Annotated in this window: 17 protein-coding genes and 1 pseudogene; 5 read left to right on the forward strand and 13 right to left on the reverse strand. The window is 70.3% G+C overall.

Annotation, left to right across the window (positions count from 1 at the left end; genetic code table 11):
* Window positions 1–2,078 (reverse strand): ATP-binding protein (locus J7E87_RS11025; protein ID WP_308312899.1); only part of this gene is annotated, 2,078 nt, incomplete at its 3' end.
* A gap of 178 nt (window positions 2,079–2,256) precedes the next feature.
* On the opposite strand from J7E87_RS11025, the gene J7E87_RS11030 reads away from it, so the two are divergent.
* Window positions 2,257–3,336: a GDSL-type esterase/lipase family protein gene (locus J7E87_RS11030; RefSeq protein WP_215092569.1), complete on the forward strand. Its 1,080-nt coding sequence runs from the start codon at window positions 2,257–2,259 to the stop codon at window positions 3,334–3,336.
* A 47-nt stretch (window positions 3,337–3,383) separates the two neighbouring features.
* Window positions 3,384–3,776 carry an ATP-binding protein gene (locus J7E87_RS11035; RefSeq protein ID WP_215092571.1) on the forward strand — a complete coding sequence of 131 codons (393 nt, stop codon included), beginning with the start codon at window positions 3,384–3,386 and terminating at the stop codon, window positions 3,774–3,776.
* Between the two features lie 140 nt (window positions 3,777–3,916).
* On the opposite strand, the gene J7E87_RS11040 is transcribed toward J7E87_RS11035, so the two are convergent.
* The 5 genes from J7E87_RS11040 to J7E87_RS11060 form a co-directional block, all read right to left on the reverse strand.
* Complete coding sequence (locus J7E87_RS11040; protein ID WP_215092573.1) at window positions 3,917–4,792, reverse strand: RNA polymerase sigma factor SigF; 876 nt, start codon at window positions 4,790–4,792, stop codon at window positions 3,917–3,919.
* A gap of 151 nt (window positions 4,793–4,943) precedes the next feature.
* Entirely contained in the window at window positions 4,944–6,386 is a 1,443-nt protein-coding gene (locus tag J7E87_RS11045) for a GuaB1 family IMP dehydrogenase-related protein (protein ID WP_215092575.1), read from the reverse strand.
* A 196-nt stretch (window positions 6,387–6,582) separates the two neighbouring features.
* Window positions 6,583–7,617, reverse strand: coding sequence for a sugar-binding transcriptional regulator (locus tag J7E87_RS11050; protein ID WP_215092577.1), 1,035 nt, complete (start codon window positions 7,615–7,617; stop codon window positions 6,583–6,585).
* A gap of 75 nt (window positions 7,618–7,692) precedes the next feature.
* A complete protein-coding gene (gene rpe, locus J7E87_RS11055; protein WP_215092579.1) occupies window positions 7,693–8,379 on the reverse strand; it encodes a ribulose-phosphate 3-epimerase in 687 nt (228 codons plus the stop codon).
* A gap of 312 nt (window positions 8,380–8,691) precedes the next feature.
* Complete coding sequence (locus tag J7E87_RS11060; RefSeq protein ID WP_215092581.1) at window positions 8,692–9,387, reverse strand: SDR family oxidoreductase; 696 nt, start codon at window positions 9,385–9,387, stop codon at window positions 8,692–8,694.
* 136 nt (window positions 9,388–9,523) lie between these two features.
* On the opposite strand from J7E87_RS11060, the gene J7E87_RS11065 reads away from it, so the two are divergent.
* Window positions 9,524–10,381, forward strand: a complete 858-nt coding sequence (locus J7E87_RS11065; RefSeq protein ID WP_308312900.1) for a helix-turn-helix transcriptional regulator — start codon at window positions 9,524–9,526, stop codon at window positions 10,379–10,381.
* 74 nt (window positions 10,382–10,455) lie between these two features.
* On the opposite strand, the gene J7E87_RS34975 is transcribed toward J7E87_RS11065, so the two are convergent.
* Complete coding sequence (locus J7E87_RS34975) at window positions 10,456–10,695, reverse strand: hypothetical protein (RefSeq protein ID WP_285427319.1); 240 nt, start codon at window positions 10,693–10,695, stop codon at window positions 10,456–10,458.
* 165 nt (window positions 10,696–10,860) lie between these two features.
* Between J7E87_RS34975 and J7E87_RS11075 the strand changes: the two genes are divergently transcribed.
* Window positions 10,861–12,768 carry a glycoside hydrolase family 5 protein gene (locus J7E87_RS11075; RefSeq protein WP_215092653.1) on the forward strand — a complete coding sequence of 636 codons (1,908 nt, stop codon included), beginning with the start codon at window positions 10,861–10,863 and terminating at the stop codon, window positions 12,766–12,768.
* Between the two features lie 60 nt (window positions 12,769–12,828).
* On the opposite strand, the gene J7E87_RS11080 is transcribed toward J7E87_RS11075, so the two are convergent.
* The 6 genes and pseudogenes from J7E87_RS11080 to fmt form a co-directional block, all read right to left on the reverse strand.
* Window positions 12,829–13,551: a hypothetical protein gene (locus tag J7E87_RS11080; RefSeq protein ID WP_308312901.1), complete on the reverse strand. Its 723-nt coding sequence runs from the start codon at window positions 13,549–13,551 to the stop codon at window positions 12,829–12,831.
* 62 nt (window positions 13,552–13,613) lie between these two features.
* Window positions 13,614–13,964 (reverse strand): annotated as a pseudogene (locus J7E87_RS36430) (hypothetical protein); the annotation flags it as partial.
* Between the two features lie 933 nt (window positions 13,965–14,897).
* Window positions 14,898–15,194, reverse strand: coding sequence for a hypothetical protein (locus J7E87_RS11090; RefSeq protein ID WP_215092587.1), 297 nt, complete (start codon window positions 15,192–15,194; stop codon window positions 14,898–14,900).
* Between the two features lie 617 nt (window positions 15,195–15,811).
* Window positions 15,812–16,027 (reverse strand): DUF6243 family protein, encoded by a 216-nt coding sequence (locus tag J7E87_RS11095; RefSeq protein WP_215092589.1) that lies wholly within the window; start codon window positions 16,025–16,027, stop codon window positions 15,812–15,814.
* A gap of 184 nt (window positions 16,028–16,211) precedes the next feature.
* Window positions 16,212–17,645 (reverse strand): RsmB/NOP family class I SAM-dependent RNA methyltransferase, encoded by a 1,434-nt coding sequence (locus J7E87_RS11100; RefSeq protein ID WP_215092591.1) that lies wholly within the window; start codon window positions 17,643–17,645, stop codon window positions 16,212–16,214.
* A 32-nt stretch (window positions 17,646–17,677) separates the two neighbouring features.
* A complete protein-coding gene (gene fmt, locus J7E87_RS11105; protein ID WP_215092593.1) occupies window positions 17,678–18,622 on the reverse strand; it encodes a methionyl-tRNA formyltransferase in 945 nt (314 codons plus the stop codon).
* Window positions 18,623–18,873: 251 nt separating this feature from the next.
* On the opposite strand from fmt, the gene J7E87_RS11110 reads away from it, so the two are divergent.
* Window positions 18,874–19,410, forward strand: a complete 537-nt coding sequence (locus J7E87_RS11110; RefSeq protein ID WP_215092595.1) for a hypothetical protein — start codon at window positions 18,874–18,876, stop codon at window positions 19,408–19,410.
* The last annotated feature ends 23 nt before the right edge of the window (window positions 19,411–19,433 follow it).

Below are 19,433 nucleotides of genomic sequence, written 5' to 3' on the forward strand. Positions count from 1 at the left end.
CCCTCGGGAGCTCCGGGGCCCGCGGCGGCGCGCGGTTCCGCCCCGGCGGGCGGCCGGCCCGACTCCGCCTGCGCGGCGGCGGCCGAGTCCTCCGGAGCGCGATCGTGCACCGGAGGAACGGACTCCAGCGCCCTGCGCGCGGACACCGCCCGCACCGGCGCGGGCTCCGCATCCGCTCCGTTCGGCCGGTCGGCCGGCTCGACGGGGGCGAGGATCGTGTGCGGCACAAGCACCACGGCCGTGGTGCCGCCGTACGGCGACCTGGTGAGGGTCACCCCGATGCCGTGCCGCGCGGCGAGCCGGCCGACGACGTACAGGCCGAGGCGCTCGTCCTGCGCGGGGTCGAAGTCCAGCGGGTGGGTGAGCGTCCGGTGCGCCAGCGCCAGTTCGTCCGTGTCCATGCCGAGCCCGCGGTCGTCGATCTCCAGCACAAAACCGTTGCGTGCATGCCCGGTCCGCATGGTGACCTGGGTGTGCGGCGGGGAGAACACGGCCGCGTTCTCGATCAGTTCGGCGACCAGGTGCACCATGTCGGCCACCGCCTCCGCGGCGATGCCCACCGCGGGCATCGGCGGCACCACGACCCGGGTGTAATCCTCGATCTCGCCGACCGCCGCGGACACGATGTCGGCCACCGGCACCGGATTGCGCCAACGGCGGCCGGGCGTCGCGCCGGAGAGGATGATGAGCCCTTCCGCGTGCCGTCGCATCCGGGTCGTCAGATGGTCGATCCGGAACAGGTCCTCCAGCGTGTCCGGGTCGCCGGTACGCCTCTCCAGGGTGTCGACCAGCTTCGACTGACGGTGGACCAGTGCCTGATTGCGCCGGGCGATGTTGAGCAGGACGGCGAAGATGCCACGGCGCAGTGTCGCCTGCTTGACGGCGGCCTCGACGGCCGCCAGGCGGGCGGCGTTGAGCGCCCGGCCGACCTGGCCGATCTCGTCGAGTCCTCTGGCCTCGTCGCCGAAGTCGAGCGGCGGGGCGGCCTCGGCCGCGTCGACCTCCTCGCCCGCGCCGAGCCGTTCCATGACCTCGGGCAGCTGACGGGTGGCCAGCACATCGGCGGCGTCGCGCAGTTCCTCCAGCCGGCGCGAGATGCGCCGGCCACTGGCCACCGAGAACCAGATCGACAGGCCGACCGCGATCAGCCCGACCACGCCGACGACCGCTGCTTTGATCATCTCGCGGTAGGCGAAGGCCCTGCCTCGGTCGGCGGTGTTGAGGGCCGAATCGGTGCACAGCAGCATGTACCGCTTGACCGCGCGGTCCGTCGTGGTCCGCCAGGAGTCGGCCGCCATGGCCTCCCCCGCGTAGGCCGCGCCCGCCCGCAGCAGCGTGTCCTCCCCGGCGGTCAGCGCCCGGTACTCCTCGCTCCGCTCGAAGGCGGTGAACAGCAGCCGGGAGTCGGCCGGGAGGTCGGGGACATAAGTACGGTGGAAGACCCGCCGGTCCTCGATGGTGGCGGTGAGCGAGTCGTACTGGCTGTCGGTGAGGCTCCCCGCGGCGCGCGCCCCGGCGACCAGGGCGTCCTCCCGCGAGACGAACTCCCGTACGCGCACCAGCTCCACGACGACCTGCGCCTCGCGGGCCATCTGACCGGCCTGCAGCGCGGTGAGCGTGGACTGTACGTCGAAGGTCGGCTCGACCATGGCGGTGTACGCGTCGACCGCACCGTCCCAGGAGATCGTCCGGGCCACCACCTGCTCGCGCAGGGGCTCGAGCCCGTCGGCGGCGCCGTTCATCGCGTCGAGGGACTGCCGCTGCCTGGCGGAGAGGTCCTCGCGCCGCTCCTGGTTCGCGATCGCGTCCCGCATGGCGCGCACGGCCCGGTCGGTCGAACGGTGCTGCTGGGTGAGCGCGGCAACGGCGGCCGGGCTGTCCTGCCGCCCCCCGCCCAGATACTCGGCGGAGATCCGGCGTTCGATCTGGATCTGGCCGACAGCGGTGTCGACCGGCGTGCCGAAACTCTCGTACACACCCTGTACGCGGATCAGGGCCCGCAGGTCTCCGGTCACCGACACCACGGCGAAAGTCCACAGCACCATCAGAGCGATGACGGGTATGACCGTCAGAGTCACGATCCGGCCACGGATCGTGGGACGGCGCAGTCGCCGGCGCATGGTCTCCCCAGAACAATAGGACAACTGGTCAGCGGTTATTACCGTCCGGTAGGGGCAGTCAAGCTACGCGACGTGGCCTGGACAGCGCAATGTTCCTGAAGGTAACCGAGCAGCACCCCGACCCCCTGGAGGTCTCGTGACCTGGCTCGACCCCAGCCCCTTTCTGCGCGGGGTGGCGTGGCTGGACGACGGGCGGGCGGTCCGCGCCGACCCGGCGGATCTGGCCAGGCTGCCGTGGGACGTCGCCGAGCGCGCGGCGCTGCCCATCGGCGTACGGCTGGAGTTCACGGCCCAGGGCGCCCGGGCGGTCGAGATCCGCTACCGCGCCTGCGTGCCGGGTCCGACCGACACGCTTAGGGAGATCGCCCACTGCTTCGCCCTCTGGCGGGGCGGCAGCCTTGTCTGCGAGACGATCGCCGAACCCGCCGAGGAGGCGGTCGTCACCCTCCGCCTGCCCGCGGGCGCCGAGGGACCGTTCACCATCCATCCGCCCGAAGCCCAGTCCCCCGTGATCCTGGGTCTCCGGGCCCTCGGCGGATCCGTCACGCCCGCCCCGCGCCGACCGCGCTGGGTGGTCCACGGCGACTCCATCACCGAGGGCTGGTGGTCCACCCGTCCTGCCAACTCCTGGCCCGCCGTCGCCGGGCGGCTCCTCGGCCTGGACCCGGTCAACCTCGGCTACGCCGGAGCCGGCCGCGGCGAACTGGCCACCGCGGAACAGCTCGCGGGACTTCCGGCCGACGCGATCACGCTCGCCTTCGGCACCAACTGCTGGTCCGGGATCCCCTGTTCGGCCCCGCTGCTGTACGAGACGACGCGCGCGTTCATCGCGCTCGTACGCCAGGGCCACCCGCACACCCCGCTGCTGTTGGTCTCCCCGGTGCTGCGACCCGACGCCGAGCAGACCCCGAACCGCCTGGGGGCCACGCTCGCCGAACTGCGTACGGCGATGGAGGAGGCGGTCGTCGACCTCATGGGCTCCGGCCCCGGCATCAGCTCCGGACCCCGACCGGGACCTGGCTCCAGCATCCGCTCCGGCTCCGGCTCCGGCTCCGGCGACAAGCGGCTCGCGCTCCTGCCGGGACGCGATCTGATCGGACCCGGACAGCTGGCCGACGGCGTGCACCCCGACGACGAGGGCCATGCGGCAATGGCGGCCGCGGTCGCCAAGGCGCTGCGTACGACACTCTCGTCATTCGAGTCGAGCGACACATAATGCGCGCGGGCTGATACAAGTGCGGCAAGTGGGGTAGGCGAGCCGTGATGAACGCAGAGCCGCACGTGGTGATTGACCAGTCGCCACACAGGGACAGCGCGGGGGCCCGCCGGGCCGCCGCGGAATTCTTGCTGCAGCACTGCCCCTGGGCCGACCTGGACGCGGTGCTGCTGGTCGTCTCCGAGCTGGTCGCCAACGCGGCCCGGCACACCGCGGGCTGGTGGCAACTGCATCTGCGGGCGGGGCAGGAGACGCTGGTAGTGGAGTTGGACGACTCCAGCCCGCTGCCTCCGGTGCCGCGCGAACCCGACTTCGCCGGTGGCGGCGGATTCGGCTGGCCCATGGTGCTGAAGCTCGCGGGACGAGTGGAAGTGCGCCCGCTGCCGCACGGCAAGCGGGTCCAGGCCACCTGGATGCGGCCGATGGCAGCGGCGTCCTGACCCCGGACACACCCCGAACTGACTCCGGATGCACCGAGGACCCCGGACGCACCCGGAACCCCGGAACACACGGAAGCGGCGTCCCGGCAGGCCGGGACGCCGCTTCTCCCGTGGGGGGGCAAAGGTAGTCCGCCGTCAGGTCACTCCACGGCGAGCAGTCCCGCACGCAGCCGCGAAGTGATGCGCGTCAGCAGGCGGGAGACGTGCATCTGCGAGACGCCCAGCTCCGCGCCGATCTCCGACTGGGTCATCTCCTCGCCGAAACGCATCTGCAGGATCTGCCTGTCCCGGTCGCCGAGCTCCTTGATGAGCGGCTTGAGCGCCTGGACGTTTTCCGCGGCCTCAAGATCGGCGTCGGGCGCGCCCAGCCGGTCGGACAGCGGCACCGCGGCGTGGTCGGAGGAGTCGTCCATCGGCATGTCGATCGAGCCTGCCGTATAGCCGTTGCTGGCGACCACGCCCTCGATGATCTGATCCTCGTCGAGCCCGAGGTGCTCGGCGAGTTCGGCGGTGGTCGGCGCACGGTCCAGTCGCTGGGAGAGCTCGTCGGTCGCCTTCGCCAGATCGATCCGCAGCTCCTGCAGCCTGCGCGGCACATGCACCGCCCAGCTGGTGTCGCGGAAGAACCGCTTGATCTCACCGATGATGTACGGCACGGCGAACGTCGCGAACTCCACCTCGCGGCTCAGCTCGAACCGGTCGATCGCCTTGATCAGGCCGATGGTTCCGACCTGGACGATGTCCTCCATCTGCTCGGCGCGGTTGCGGAACCGGCCTGCCGCGTACCTGACCAGCGCCAGGTTCAGTTCAATCAGCGTGTTGCGTACGTACTGGTGCTCGTGCGTTCCCTCTTCCAGCGCAGCCAGCCGCACGAAGAAGACCCTCGAGATCTCCCGTGCGTCACTGGGCGCCACCTCCCCAGGATTGGGCACGTCCGGAAGATCCAGCTCCGCGATCTTCGGCCCCCGTGTTCCAGGCTGTGTGAGTTCGGTCGTGACCGTGCTCGCCGTGGACACTTCGTCCTCCCCTGCTCGTGGACAATGCACGGCGCGTATACCCCGCCTGACGCCACACATGCCTGCCCAATTTGAAAAGAAACGCCGCGTCCGGCCGCCGCAGGATCGCGGGGCCGGACGCGGACGGCTCGTACCGGTTCCAGTCGGCGTGCTAGTTCCAGCTGACATGCAGGGGTTTGCCCTCGGCGTAGCCGGCGGCGCTCTGGATGCCGACGATCGCCTTTTCGGAGAACTCCTCGAGGGAGCCCGCGCCCGCGTAGGTGCAGGAGGAGCGGACGCCCGCGATGATCGAGTCGATGAGGTCCTCGACGCCCGGACGGCTCGGGTCGAGGAACATGCGCGAGGTGGAGATGCCCTCGTCGAACAGCGCCTTGCGGGCGCGGTCGTACGCCGACTCCTCGCTCGTACGATTACGGACGGCGCGCGCGGACGCCATGCCGAAGGACTCCTTGTACAGGCGTCCGTCGGCGGCCTGCTGCAGGTCGCCCGGGGACTCGTAGGTCCCGGCGAACCAGGAGCCGACCATGACGTTGGAGGCTCCGGCAGCGAGCGCCATGGCGACGTCGCGCGGGTGGCGGATACCGCCGTCGGCCCAGACATGCTTGCCGTACTTCTTCGCCTCGGCGGCACACTCCAGCACGGCCGAGAACTGCGGCCGGCCCACGCCGGTCATCATGCGGGTGGTGCACATGGCGCCGGGACCCACACCGACCTTGATGATGTCCGCGCCGGCCTCGACGAGATCGCGCACGCCCTCGGCGGCCACGATGTTGCCCGCGACGATCGGCACATGGGGGTCGAGGCCGCGGACCGCCTTGATCGCGCTGATCATCGACTCCTGGTGGCCGTGCGCGGTGTCGACGACGAGGGTGTCGACGCCCGCGTCGAGGAGCTGCTTGGCCTTGCCGGCCACATCGCCGTTGATGCCGACGGCGGCGGCGATGCGCAGCCGGCCATCGGCGTCGACGGCGGGGCTGTAGAGGGTCGCACGCAGGGCGCCCTTGCGGGTGAGGATGCCGGCGAGCCGGCCGTCCTTGTCCACGGCGGGGGCGTACCGGCGGTTGGCGTGGTCAAGCGTGTTGAAGGCGTCGCGCGGGTCGATGTCCGCGTCGAGCAGCAGCAGGTCCCTGGACATGACCTCGGACAGCTGGGTGAAGCGGTCGACGCCGGACAGGTCGGCGTCGGTGACGACACCGACGGGCCGGTGGTCCGCGTCGACGACGACACCGGCGTCGTGCGCCCGCTTCGGCAGCAGGGACAGCGCGTCGGCGACGGTCTGACCGGGGGCGAGCACGATCGGGGTGTCCAGGACGAGGTGGCGCGTCTTGACCCAGGAGATGACGTCGGTGACGACCTCGATCGGGATGTCCTGGGGGATGACGACGAGGCCACCGCGGCGGGCGAGTGTCTCGGCCATCCGGCGTCCCGCGATGGCGGTCATGTTCGCGACGACCAGCGGGATGGTGGTGCCGGACCCGTCGGGAGAGGAGAGGTCCACGTCATGACGGGAGCCGACGGCCGAGCGGCTCGGCACCATGAACACGTCGTCATAGGTCAGGTCGTACGGCGGCTTCAGGTCATTGAGGAAACGCACGTGCAGAACATCCCAGTCGATCGGAGTTGGCCCCCGGACATGTCAGCCGGGGAAATCGCACGTACCTCATTGTCCCATGGCGACGAGAATGCGATGCCGGGAGGAAACTCCAGCTCACAGGGGTGCCGTCGAGCAGATCCTCCAAACGGTCCGGCCCCGGCGCCCGCCTGGGACACCCGCGGGCCCAGCGGTCCGCTCAGTCGTCCGGGTCCGCCCGTTCCAGTGCCGGTCGCGCTCCCGGCGGGGCCGCCAGCAGCTGGTCCGCCGCCGCCGTGTCCGTCACCAGGCTGGTGACCAGCCCGGAGCGCAGTACGGCCGCGATCGCCTCCGCCTTGCGCTGGCCGCCCGCGATCGCCACCACCTCGGGGATCCGGCGCAGCCGGTCCGCCTCGACCGTGATGCACCGCTCGCCCAGGTCACGACCGACCCGCCGGCCGTCCGCGTCGAAGAGGTGCGCGGACATCTCGGCGGCGACGCCGAGCGAGGCGTAGTGCTCGCGCTCCTCGTCGGTGAGCATGTCGTGCACGGTCGAGATGCCCGCCTCCCAGGAGCCGATGGAGACGGCGGCGACGGTGACCTTGTCGAAGTACTCGAAGGCGCGGGCGATGCCGGTCTGGTTGCGCAGCGCCGCGGCGGTCGCCGGGTCGGGCAGCAGCATCGGGGCGTAGATGGGGTGGGCCTCGCCGCCGGAGACCTGAGCGGCGCGCCGCACCGCCTCGACCGAGCCGCGCTCGGCGGTCCCCGCGTCGTACACCCCGGTGAGCTGCACGACCGTGCACGGCGGCAGCTGGTCGAGCGCGGCAGCCATGTGAATGGTGGACCGGCCCCAGGCCAGGCCCAGCACATCGCCCTCGTTCACGAGCTCGCCGAGCAGATCGGCGGCCACTTCGCCGAGGTTCTCCGGGTCGGGTGACTCGTCGGCGGCCTCCGCGGGGGATTCGACGACGACCGCATGCCGCAGTCCGTAGCGTGCGCGGAGCGCGTCGGAGCGCTCGGCGTCCAGTTCCGCGGGTACGCGGATCTCGATCCGTACAAGATCACGCTCGAGCGCCGTCTCCAGGACCCGCGCGACCTTGAAGCGGCTGACGCCGAACTCCTCCGCGATCTGGATCTTGGATTTGCCCTCGAGGTAGAAGCGGCGGGCCATGGCCGCCGCCTGCACCAGCTCCGCGGGTCCCATCCGCATGGCTGACCGGCCCGTCGACACCGCGATCTCCTCACTGCTGTACACACTCCAGATCCGTCATCCTGTCAGATCCGGCGGTTCTTGATCAGCCCTGATGGGCTGAGTTCACTTGCTTGTGGCTCAGTGGTTGCACGGCCAGGCCGCCGAGGCCAGGGTGTTCTGCGCCTTCGTACGCAGCGCACGTACCGCCTGTGCCGGGTCCTCGGCGCCGTAGACCGCCGAACCGGCGACGAACACATCCGCGCCGGCCTCGGCGCACCGCTCGATCGTCGAGGCCGAGACGCCACCGTCGACCTGCAGCCACAGCTCCAGGCCGTGCTTGGAGATGAGCTCCCGGGTACGGCGGATCTTCGGCAGCATGATGTCGAGGAAGGACTGGCCGCCGAAGCCCGGCTCCACGGTCATGATCAACAGCATGTCGAGCTCGGGGAGCAGGTCCTCGTACGGCTCGATCGGGGTAGCGGGCTTGAGGGCCATCGATGCACGGGCGCCCTTGGACCGTATCTCGCGCGCCAGTCGTACGGGCGCGGCCGCGGCCTCGACATGGAAGGTGACGGAGCCGGCCCCCGCTTCGACGTACTGCGGGGCCCAGCGGTCGGGGTCTTCGATCATCAGATGGCAGTCCAGCGGAGTATCCGTCGCGCGGCTGAGGGATTCCACGACCGGCACACCCAGCGTGAGGTTGGGCACGAAGTGGTTGTCCATCACGTCGACATGGAGCCAGTCGGCGCCCTCAACTGCCTTGGCCTCCTCCCCCAGGCGGGAGAAGTCGGCGGAGAGAATACTGGGATTGATCTGAACGGCCATGAGCCAAGCCTGCCATGTTCCGGGGCTCTTCCCATCCCCGGTCTGCCACTCGGTACGGACCAATGGATCCCGGGATCATCACAGTCCGCGCAATCCTGACGATTCGGCCCGTCACGCGGGCCTATTGGGGGCGTCGTGCCGCACGCGCCGGAGCTTCAGCCGGGGCGCCTCCCTTGCCGGTGCACTTCGCGACGGCGGCCGCCGGCGCGGGTTCCTCCGCCGATGGTGCGGGCGCAGTCCCACGAGCCGATCGCGCCGTCATGGTTCTCTCCCTTCTCGGGGTGTCGGCCTTCTCGGGGTCTCGGCCCGGGGTTACCAGTCGACCGGGCCGGAGTTGTCGAAGAAGCCGCCGGTCGGGCCGTCGGCGCCGATGGACGCCATGCGGACGATGATGTCGGCGCCATCTTCAACGCTGTTGGTGCCCTGGTGGCCGTTGAGGTCGGTGGCGGTGTAGCCGGGGTCGACGGCGTTGAACCTGATGGCCGGGTACGCCTTGGCGTACTGCGAGGTGATCATGACCAGCGCGGTCTTGGACGAGTTGTAGTCCAGCAGCGCCACGTGGAACTCGATGCGGCTCGGGTCAGCGGTCGCCGCCAGCGAGGCCAGGCCGCTGCTGACGTTGACGACGACCGGAGTGCGACTGGCCTCCAGGAGCGGCAGGAAGGCGTGCGTCACGCGCACGACGCCGAACACATTGGTGTCGTAGGTGGTCTGCATGTCGGACCCGGTTACTTCACCGACCTGCTTGTGCGCGCCCACGATCCCGGCGTTGTTGACGAGGACGTCGATATGGCCGGCGTCGTCGCGGACGAATTCGGTGGCGGCCTTGACGGAGTCCTCGTCGGTGACGTCGATCTGGACGAAGCGGGCGCCGAGCTCGGCGGCCGCCTCCTGACCGCGCCGGGCATCGCGGGCCCCGATGTAGACGGTGTGCCCGGCCGAGATCAGGCGGCGGGCCGTCTCGAAGCCGAGGCCCTTATTCGCTCCGGTGATCAATGTGGTGGTCATTGTTTCACTCCGGTAATCGGTGGGTGGTGTGATGCCTCCACCCTCACCGCGCCGCGGACGAACAGGCAGTACCCGCTATTGCCTATGGACTGCCAGTACCAGGCTGTCCTGGCGCCGTGGCCTGATACTGGGGGGCGTGAGCGAATCCAGGAAACTGGGCACGGCGCTGCGCGGCTGGCGCGACCGGACAGCCCCCGCCACGGTCGGACTGCCCGCCGGCGGAGTACGGCGGGCCGCGGGCCTTCGGCGCGAGGAACTGGCTCAGCTCGCCGGCCTGTCGGTGGACTACATCACCCGCCTCGAACAGGGCCGGTCCACCTCACCGTCCCAGCAGGTCCTGTCCTCGCTCGCCCGCGCCCTGCGGCTGTCGGCGGCGGAACGAGAGCACCTGTTCCTCCTCGCCGGCCAGTCGGCGCCCGGCCCCGGACAGCTGTCGGCGCACATACCGCCCGGGGTCCGGCGACTGCTCGACCAACTGGACAGCGCACCACTGAGCGTGCACGACGCCGCCTGGAACCTGATCCTGTGGAACCCACTGTGGGCGGCCCTGTTCGGAGACGCATCGTCGCTGCACGGACGTGAGCGCAATATCGTGTGGCGCCACTTCGCCGGCCTGCCCGGCCGGGTCAGCCACACCCCCGAGCAGGAGGCCCGATTCGAGGCGGCCGTGGTCGCCGACCTCAGGGCGGCGACCGCCCGCTACCCCACCGACGCCGGCCTGCGCTCCCTGATCAAGGACCTGCGGGGCGTCAGCACCGACTTCGCACGCCTGTGGGACACCGCAATCGTGGGCGTCCACGAGACGGACACCAAGACCATCCACCACCCCGACATCGGAACGCTCACCCTCGACTGCGACGTGCTCATAGCCCCCGGCAGCGATCTGCGCATCGTCACCTACACCGCCGCCCCCAACAGCGAGGCCGCCGACAAACTCAAGCTCCTCGTCGTCATCGGCACCCAGGCCATGACCGAGGACGGCACCCCGGCATAGATGTCGACGGCGACACACCCGGCACCCGCGGGCCGAGGCCGGGCACGCTACGAGGCCGCCTCCCCTGTAGGTTCTCAGCCGCCAGAGGGAAGGTGGTGCCGCCCTCGCCGGGTGGCTGCCGGAAGCATGATGTCGAGGACGATCGCGTCGTACGCCGTCTCACGTGCCCGCCACAGGCCGTCCGTACCGTCGAGCGCGCCATCGACGGCGAAGCCCTCCGCCTCCAGACCGTTGCGAGCCCCTCGTCGAACCCGCTCCTCGTCCTCGTGGACGGAAGCGTCCGAGCCGCGCGCTCCGTCGCGTTTCGGCCTCATACCGGCTTGAGGGCCAAGACGTTACCGGCGGTACTGGCAACATCACCCGATGCCCACCATCATGGCGCATACATGCCAATGACAGCTCGCCGGGCACGCCGCGCTCCGCGAGGGAAACGGGTGGTCGTGAACAGGTCTTTCGTCAGGTCGGCGCTGGCCGCCGCGATGCTGGGCGTCCTGGCGGGTGCTTCGCTCGCGCCTGCGGCGACGGCCGAGCCGGGTCCCCCCGATCCCACGCGAGCCGGGCATGCCACCGAACTCGCCGCCGTCCGGTCGGCGCAGGCATGGACCCCTCCGCTGAGTACCCGGGGCCGGTACGTCGTCGACGCCGACGGCAACCGGTTCAAGCTGAAGTCGGGCAACTGGCACGGGGCGAGCGGTACATGGACCGGTTCGGGCAGCGCCGACGACCCGGCGAACAACCACGCGGGCGAGAAGTCGGACCGTATGCCGCTGGGCCTGGACCGCGCCCCGATGTCCGAGATCGTCGCCGGATTCCGCGAACTCGGTCTCAACAGCGTCCGCCTCCCCTTCTCCAACGAGATGGTCCACGACACTCGCCCGGTCGCGGACGCCTCGTTGGCAGCCAACCCACAGCTGAAGGGGAAGACACCTCTCCAGGTCTACGACGCCACCGTCAAGGCCCTGACGGACGCGGGCCTCGCGGTGATCCTCAACAACCACACCAACACGACGCGCTGGTGCTGCGGCGTCGACGGCAACGAGCGGTGGAACGCGAGCCGGAGCACCGAGAACTGGGAGAGCGACTGGCTGTTCATGGCCCGTCGCTACCGGGACAACCCACGGGTCGTCGGCGCCGATCTCTACAACGAAGTACGCCGCTCCATCCTCGACGACCCCAACTGGGGCCTCGGCGACCGGCACGACTGGTTCGCCGCGTCACAGCACCTGGGAGACCGGATCCTTCAGGAGGCCAATCCGGACCTGCTGGTGATCGTCGAAGGGATCAACTGGACCGGGATTCCCGTGGACGGTCTCCCGCACGAACGGCCCACCCTCGAGCCCGTTCAGCGGCTCTCGCACACCCTCGTGCGATCCGGAAAACTCGTGTACTCGGCCCACTTCTACGACTACACGGGACCGAACCACACCGGCGCCACCGGCACCGGAGAGACCTCCGACCCCCGCTACCGCGACTTCAGCCGCTCCGAGCTGTACGACGTGCTGCGGCGGCAGGCCTTCTACGTCGCCTCGCAAGCCGACCGGCACTTCACCGCACCGGTGTGGATCAGCGAGTTCGGCGTCGGAGGCCGGGAGGAGACGGGTGCGAAGCAGCGCGCCTGGTTCCAGAACTTCGTCGACGTCCTCATCGAGACGGACGCCGACTTCGCCTACTGGCCGCTCGTCGGCTGGCACGAGGACCGCAAGGGCAACGGCTGGGCGCTGCTGCACTGGGACTCCGCGGGGCGGCGGGCGGGTCTCTTCGACGGGGACGACTGGCGCGCCGGGCCCTGGGCGCGGCTGGTCGAAGCACCCGGCCGGACGGGCGAGGTCGCCCCGGCCGACCGCTGGTCGATGCTGAGCCCGGACCACGGGGACTTCGTCCAGTCACTGCGGATGCGCGAAGTCCAGGACTGGGACCACGGGGCGCGGAAGGCGGCGTGCCCGGACGACCAGCGGCTGGCCGGACTCAGCCACTCCGGCAACCGGGGACTGTGCACCGACGCCGGAGCCCGCGGTCTTCGTGCACCGGGCGGCGCCCATGAGGTGGTCCGCGACGAACGGCACGTCGAACCCGGCCGCGACTGGGCCTCCGGATACACCAAGCTCCAGTGCCCGTCGCGGCACTTTCTGATCGGCTACAGCGTGCGCGGGGCCGCCGTGTCCGCGGCCCTGTGCGCCGAGGCGGGCGAACCGCTGGGGGCGGCGGGCCGGACCGTATGGTTCGACCGGTCCGACGGCCGCCCGCCGGCGGCGGGCGGAGGCGACTTCGCGTACGGCCACCGCAAGGGGCAGTGCGCGGACGACGAGTACGCCGCCGGTATCGCGTACACCGGCCGCCTGGGCTCGTCCCGCACCCCGGACGCGCTCCTGTGCCGGAAGCTGCGCTGAAGCCCCGGGCCCAGCCTCACCCGGGTGAGTGACACGCATCGCCCGTGCGCGTCGGGCCCGTCACGCGGGCGGTCCGCCGGCCTCGGGTGCGAAGGCCTCCCCTGTCACGTCGCGGGCGAAACTGGCCCGTTGAAACCCGTAGGTGCCGATGTCCGAGACCTTGATCATGATGCAGAAGCGCTCGACCGACGTGAGGCGGTCGGCGATCTCCCGGTAGTTCCGCTTGAGGTAGTGGACGGCGGCCTGATTCGCCAAGGAACTCTGGCCGCAGATGAGAACCACCGGGCGTGTGGCCTCCGGCGGCATGAATTTGGCCACCACGGTGTGTTCGACGTGGTCGTGTTCAAACAGGTAGCGGTGCTCGCCCACGACGATGGCCGCCGAGTCGGGCGCTGGACCGTACGGAACGATGCGAACGCCCGGTAGATGGGCAGCCAGATGGCCGCCGGTGCGGACGTTGGCGTCACCCAGCGGGCCGCCTATGCAGTACTCGGTACGGTTGTCGTTGCTGCCCCGGAAGTCGTCACTGGACTCCGTGACGACATCGCAGCCGAGCTGGCTCGCCAGCGTCGCGACTTCGATCATGGCCCGGATCTCCTTGTGGGTGGCGACTCCTTTCACGTTGTGCTTGTTGCCCATGACGACTAAGCACGTCTCCCCCGGGACCAGGCCGAAGAAATCGGCCTTGCGTCGCAGCACCCGGGCGTCCTTGCCGCGCTCCCAGAGCCAGACGAACGCACCGCCGATGAGGCTGGTCGCCAGTCCGACCAGCACGTTGACCACGAGTGAGTAGATAGCTGCTCCCCCTTCGTTCAGCTGTCGTTCAGCGGTGCGGGCCGGCGATGTCAGAACCCCAGGGTGGTGAGGAGTTCGTCGACCGCACGTGACCACGGCAGCCGCTCGGCCAGGTCGACACGGAGTGCTTCGGCGGCCGCGAACTTCTCTTTGCTCTCCGAGAGCATGCCGTCGATCGCCCGGGCCCACGTCTGGATGTCGGTGGCGGTGTCGCCCGACATGGGCACCACCCAGACGCGGCCGCCTCGTCGCCGAGCGCCTCCCTCAGCAGGTCTCCGAGCCCGCTCGCCTCGCTCACCAGCACGGGTGCCCTCCACGATGGCCTCCTGCCCCACGAGGCCGAAGCCCTCGGCGCGGGACGGCATGATGACGAGGCTCGCCCGAATGAGGTCGTCCGCGAGATGCTCCGCGTCCTATCGACGAACACCTCGTCCCGCAGGGAGGAACTGGGCCCGTGCGTCTTCGATCCTGTCGCGCCTCCGGGGCCGGAGGGTCGGCAGAGGTCTACGACGTACTGCAGGTATCGCAAGTGGAAACTGCCGCCCTTCCAGGGCGGGCGCCACACGACCGCGCCGACGAATCCAGCGAGGGTGGCCAACAGGACGGCGTACCATCCCCCGCTGGACACCGACGCGAGTACGGCGCTGACAGCGCCGACGTTCGAACCCGCTCCCACCCCACCGGCGAAGCGACTTGTGATCGCGGTCCGCCTGACCAATATGACGCCCCCGATTCCGCAACCTAGGCCGCATAGCCGTACTACGGTCACGTCTTTCATACCGCTTGCACAGCTTCGGGTGCACACAAATGCCCGGATCGAGATGCGGAAATGAGAACGAGAGCGGCAGACGAGTCGGGCTGTACGCCAGGTTCTCCTGAGGCACCTCGCTGACCTGCGCTCTTGCGAGCTGAACCGGTCGTGAACGCCTGTTGGCTGCGCTGTACAGCGGGGTCTACGGGATCTTGTCGAAGCGCTGGTAGTGAAGGAGGTCGTTGCAGTTCAGCACCAGGGTGCGCGTGGGTATGCGGTGGATGACCTCCTGGCCAGGTACTCGCCCGGCCGCGCAGGGCGCAGCTTCCCGTACACGCCTGGGGGACGTGCGGCGATGTCCCGGTTCCTCTTCGTGCTCAGCCGGAACGTCGGCCGACGCTTCTCCAACTCCTCCAGCCACCGGTCATTTTGAGACGCTGACAGGCGGCGGCTGTAGGTTTCCAATTCGGAATGCCACATTCCGTTTAGGTGGGCTGGGCTTTTGCTGGTCGTCTCGCCTATGGGCCACGCGGTTCCGTCTCACGATCTTGGCCCATCGGCGAGTCCTCTCGGCCGAGACCCCTCATTGCTGGCACCACCACCCCCGATCGGCTTGCCAGTCCTGCAGCCAGGCCACGAAGTCGACCTCTGGCTCTGCTTCTGCTCCCGCGTCCACAAAGGGCGCCACACATCCGTCCCCCAGCCACCAGACCCGGCCGCGCTGGGGTCCGGTCACGATGAGGATCCAGAACTCACAATCACGGCTGCTACCCAAGAGGATCGAGCCGTGCCGATAGATGCTGTGCAGCAGGGGTGAGTGCTCATCGTGGTCGTAGTAGTCGTACTCCCACTGCCACTCCTCCTCGAGGGGGAAAGGCACGGCCGGCTCCCGTGAGGCCGTCCCATCGAACGGTTCGGGGCTCAGCCAGCACTCTGCCTCCCAGTGCTGCCAGCTCTCGGGAAGTCCGCCCAATGGAAGCAGCCCATGCGCAGTGGATGGACCCGTCAGCGAGCCGTTGGAAACCTCGGCGATGAGAGTCCGGTACGGCTCAGGCAGTTCAACGTCATGTGCGGTTTCCCAAGCCCGAACGCCGGCCTGACCAAGGGGAGGGTGACGCCGGCTGCTGGGAACGGCCTCGCTGAGGGTGGTGATAGCAGCCTGGAGCCGCCGCTTCACTGGGTCATCTGACATGAGGGTCCATTCGGTGGTGAGGGCGCGCGAGTGAAGGTGTCCGCGACGTCCGCCCCTGGGATCGCTCCGGGCCCGAGCTCCTCAACAAGCTGGACCACTCCGCCCCAGGCAGAATCGCCGCGTCTCCCGGCTGGGCGCGATGCCCGGCCACCCAATCTGCTGCTGCCCCGGGTGGTCGGCTGAGCCGCGGGTGGTCGGCCGAGAGCTGAGCGGGACCGGCCGCGCCCGGTACGGCAGCAGGGCCCGGACCGCGCGTCGCGGTCCGGGCCCTGCCCCGTGCGGTACCGCCCTGCGGCGGCGGTGCGTCAGCTCTGTGCGGTGTCGTCGCCCGCCTGCCCGGAGCCCTCAGCTGCGCCTGCCTTCTCGCGCATCTTGCGCACCAGCTCCGCCTTCTGGTCGGCTGCACCCTGGCGGTCGAGGTTGCGGTGCGGACCGTTGTTCTGCCGTTCGGCGCGGGACAGCTTCTTGCGCTGGCCGCCGCCCATGCCCACGGGGTTGTTGATGTTCTTGCTCACGGTCATGGGTTCTCCCGGTAATGATGTGAAGTGATCTACGGATTCATCGGTGGGGGACGGGGGCGACGTTGAAGGACGTCAGCAGGGACCCATCACGCTCTCACTCGTAAATCGGCGTCTGGAAGAACATGACAAAGACGTTACCCGGTTCCGTCGGCCCCGCACACCAACCTTTTCGCCGCCCCGCGCCTCAGGCCGTACGCCTCAGCAGCGCCAGGTACATCGCGTCCGTGCCGTGCAGATGCGGCCACAGCTGCACATCGGGACCGTCGCCCAGCGCGGGCACACCCGGCATCAGGGGCCTCGCGTCCACCCACTCCGCCTCGGCGGCCGGGCCGCCGCGTCCGTTCAGCACGTCCTCGACGACCACCCGGGTCTCGGCGAGATGCGGCGAGCAGGTCGCGTAGCCGACCACTCCTCCGATCCGTACGGCCGCCAACGCCTCGCGCAGCAACGCGCGTTGGAGCGGCGCGAAGCCCTCCAGGTCCTCGGGACGCCGACGCCAGCGGGCCTCCGGGCGCCGTCGCAGCGCGCCGAGACCCGTGCACGGAACATCGACGAGCACCCGGTCGAAGGATCCGGGACGCCACGGCGGACGCGTGCCGTCCGCGGTGATGACCTGATACGGGCCGGGGTTGCCGGCCAGCGCCCGCTCGACCAGCCGGGCGCGGTGCTGCTGCTTCTCGGCGGCCACCAGGGACGCGCCCCGGCCCGCGGCGAACGCGGCCAGCAGCGCGGCCTTGCCTCCGGGGCCCGCACAGCTGTCGAGCCACCGCTCGTCGGGGCCGTCCAGCGGCGCATTGGCCAGCGCGATCGCGACGAGCTGACTGCCCTCGTCCTGGACGCCGGCCCGCCCCTCCCGTACGGCTTCGATGGCGCCGGGCTCGCCGCCCTCGGCCAGTCGCACGGCATACGGCGACCAGCGCCCGGGCAGCCCGGACTCCTGGCCCACGGCTTCGAGCAGTTCAGCGGCCGTGGAGCGGCCCGGCCGGGCGACGAGCGTCACCTCGGGCCGCTCGTTGTCGGCCTCCAGCAGGTCCTCGATCCCGGCGCGCCCGCCGCCCAGCGAGTCCCACAGGGCGGAGACAACCCACCGCGGATGCGAGTGCACCACGGCCAGATGGTCCTCGGCGTCCTCGTCGTAGGGCGGAGCGACCCGCTCCAGCCAGGCGTCCAGGTCGTGCTGCGCGATCTTGCGCAGGACGGCGTTGACGAACTTCGCCCGCCCGTCGCCGACCACCACCCGCGCCAGGTCCACGCTCGCCGACACGGCGGCGTGGGTCGGGATCCGCGTCCCGAGCAGCTGGTGCGCACCAAGCGCCAGCACATCGAGCACCGGCGGGTCGACCTCGCGCAGCGGCCGGTCGACGCACGTCGCGATGATCGCGTCGTAGGTGCCCTGGCGGCGCAGCGTCCCGTACACCAGCTCGGTGGCGAGCGCGGCGTCGCGGCCGTCGAAGTCGTCGTTCTCGCGGGCCTTCTTCAGCAGGGGCGGCAGAACGAGATTGGCGTACGCGTCCCTCTCGTCGACGGCCCGCAGCGCCTCGAAGGCCAGGATCCGCACCGGATCCTTCTTCGGGCGGCGGTACGGCTTCTGGGGGCGGCGAGGTGCCTGCTCGTTCAAAGGTGCTCCGCTGTTGAATGGGTCGAACCCTCTCAGCCTACGTCCGCGGCGCCAACCCTCTCGCCGGGGGCGATGCGCACACCGCGGGCCCAGTCGGCGGCGCGCATCGGCTTCTTGCCCTGCGGCTGGACCCAGAGCAGCTCGACGGCGTGCGATCCGGTGCCGACGTACACGTTGTTCTTGCCGACGGAGAGCTCACCGGGCGCGAGGTCCGTGCGGCCGGGCACCAGGGCGGCCTGGATCAGCTTGAGCCGTTCCCTCCGGAAGACCGTCCACGCGCCGGGCGCGGGGGTGCAGCCGCGGACGACGCGGTCGACGCGGAGCGCCGGAGCTTTCCAGTCCACATGCGCGTCCTCGACGGTGATCTTCGGCGCGAGCGAGAGGCCCTCGGTCGGCTGCGGCACGGCGTTGAGGGTGCCGTCCTCGATACCGTCCATGGTCGCGGCGAGCAGCCCGGCGCCGGCGAAGGCCAGCCGGGTGAGCAGGTCACCGCTGGTGTCGGTGGGCCGTACATGCTCGGTGATCACGCCGTACACCGGACCTGAGTCGAGGCCTTCCTCGATCTGGAAGGTCGCGGCGCCCGTCATCTCGTCCCCGGCGAGGATGGCGTGCTGGACCGGTGCGGCGCCGCGCCAGGCGGGCAGCAGCGAGAAGTGCAGATTGACCCAGCCGCGGCGGGGGACGTCCAGGGCCACCTTGGGCAGCAGCGCGCCGTAGGCGACGACCGGGCAGCAGTCGGGCGCGATCTCACGCAGCCGTGCCAGGAAGTCCTCGTCCCGCGGCTTGGCCGGCTTGAGCACCTCGATCCCGGCCTCCTCGGCGCGCTGGGCGACCGGGCTGGCCACCAGGTGGCGGCCGCGTCCGGCGGGTGCGTCGGGCCGGGTGATGACGGCGGCGACTTCATGCCGGCGGGAGGCGATCAGGGCGTCCAGGGCGGGTACGGCGACCTCGGGGGTGCCTGCGAAGACGAGCTTCATCGGTGGCTGACTGCCTCTCAGGCTGGTATGTGCAGGTAACTGGTGGTGCGTGTGGTGACGAGCAGCGCACCAGTCTATGGGCCGGGGCGCAGGGGGCGTACTGAGGACCGTGCGCCCCGCGCATATGTGCAAACGGCCGCGCAGCGTGACCACATCGCCGGGTAGAGCGTTGGTCAAGAGAGATTGACCGAAGCGGGCCGCCTCCGGATGCGGCCCGACCCCTTTTCAACGCCGGTTCGAGAGGCTTGTCAATGGCCGACCACGCAACCCACGACGCCCAAGCCCGAGCAAGCCTGCATCTGTTGGTGCGGGACATCGAGCGGGTCCGCCGGCAGGTGGACGCATTGCGCACGCTCACCGCCCAGCTGGGAAATGTCTACCGTCCGCGCCGATCCGGCCCGTCCACCGGCTTCGTCGTCTACGGCAGAGCCCCGGCCCCGACCGTCCGTCTTGCGCAGGAGCTGCGGGACAGCGTCGAGACGCTGGTGACCGCGGCAGTGGATTTCGACCGTTCGCTGGGCTTTTCGTGGGACGCGGTGGGCTCGGCGCTCGGGGTGACCAAGCAGGCGGTCCACCGCCGTTACGGCGCGCGCCGGGCCGCGCAGCAGGCGGGCCCGGCGGACTTGGACCACGGCGCGGACCCGGCGCCGACCCGCACGCTGCCGATGGGCGCGGGCCTGCCGGCCGTCCCCGCCGCCCGCACGATGCCTCCGCAGCCGGCGGTCACCGGCCAATCCCTCCGCGAGGAGGCCCGCCCGAGCGCCTTCCCCGGCCCGCGAAACGGCTGAGCTTCCCCCCAGCTGCCCCTGCC

The sequence above is a fragment of the Streptomyces sp. ISL-1 genome, from assembly GCF_018614585.1.
GTDB lineage: Bacteria > Actinomycetota > Actinomycetes > Streptomycetales > Streptomycetaceae > Streptomyces > Streptomyces maoxianensis.

Coding starts and splice junctions, on each gene's coding strand:
- J7E87_RS34975 (WP_285427319.1), bottom strand. CDS start 10,695: ATGAGGCCGAAACGCGACGGAGCGCGCGGCTCGGACGCTTCCGTCCAC.
- J7E87_RS11095 (WP_215092589.1), bottom strand. CDS start 16,027: ATGACCGTGAGCAAGAACATCAACAACCCCGTGGGCATGGGCGGCGGC.
- J7E87_RS11110 (WP_215092595.1), top strand. CDS start 18,874: ATGGCCGACCACGCAACCCACGACGCCCAAGCCCGAGCAAGCCTGCAT.
- fmt (WP_215092593.1), bottom strand. CDS start 18,622: ATGAAGCTCGTCTTCGCAGGCACCCCCGAGGTCGCCGTACCCGCCCTG.
- rpe (WP_215092579.1), bottom strand. CDS start 8,379: ATGGCCGTTCAGATCAATCCCAGTATTCTCTCCGCCGACTTCTCCCGC.
- J7E87_RS11035 (WP_215092571.1), top strand. CDS start 3,384: ATGAACGCAGAGCCGCACGTGGTGATTGACCAGTCGCCACACAGGGAC.
- J7E87_RS11075 (WP_215092653.1), top strand. CDS start 10,861: ATGCTGGGCGTCCTGGCGGGTGCTTCGCTCGCGCCTGCGGCGACGGCC.
- J7E87_RS11060 (WP_215092581.1), bottom strand. CDS start 9,387: ATGACCACCACATTGATCACCGGAGCGAATAAGGGCCTCGGCTTCGAG.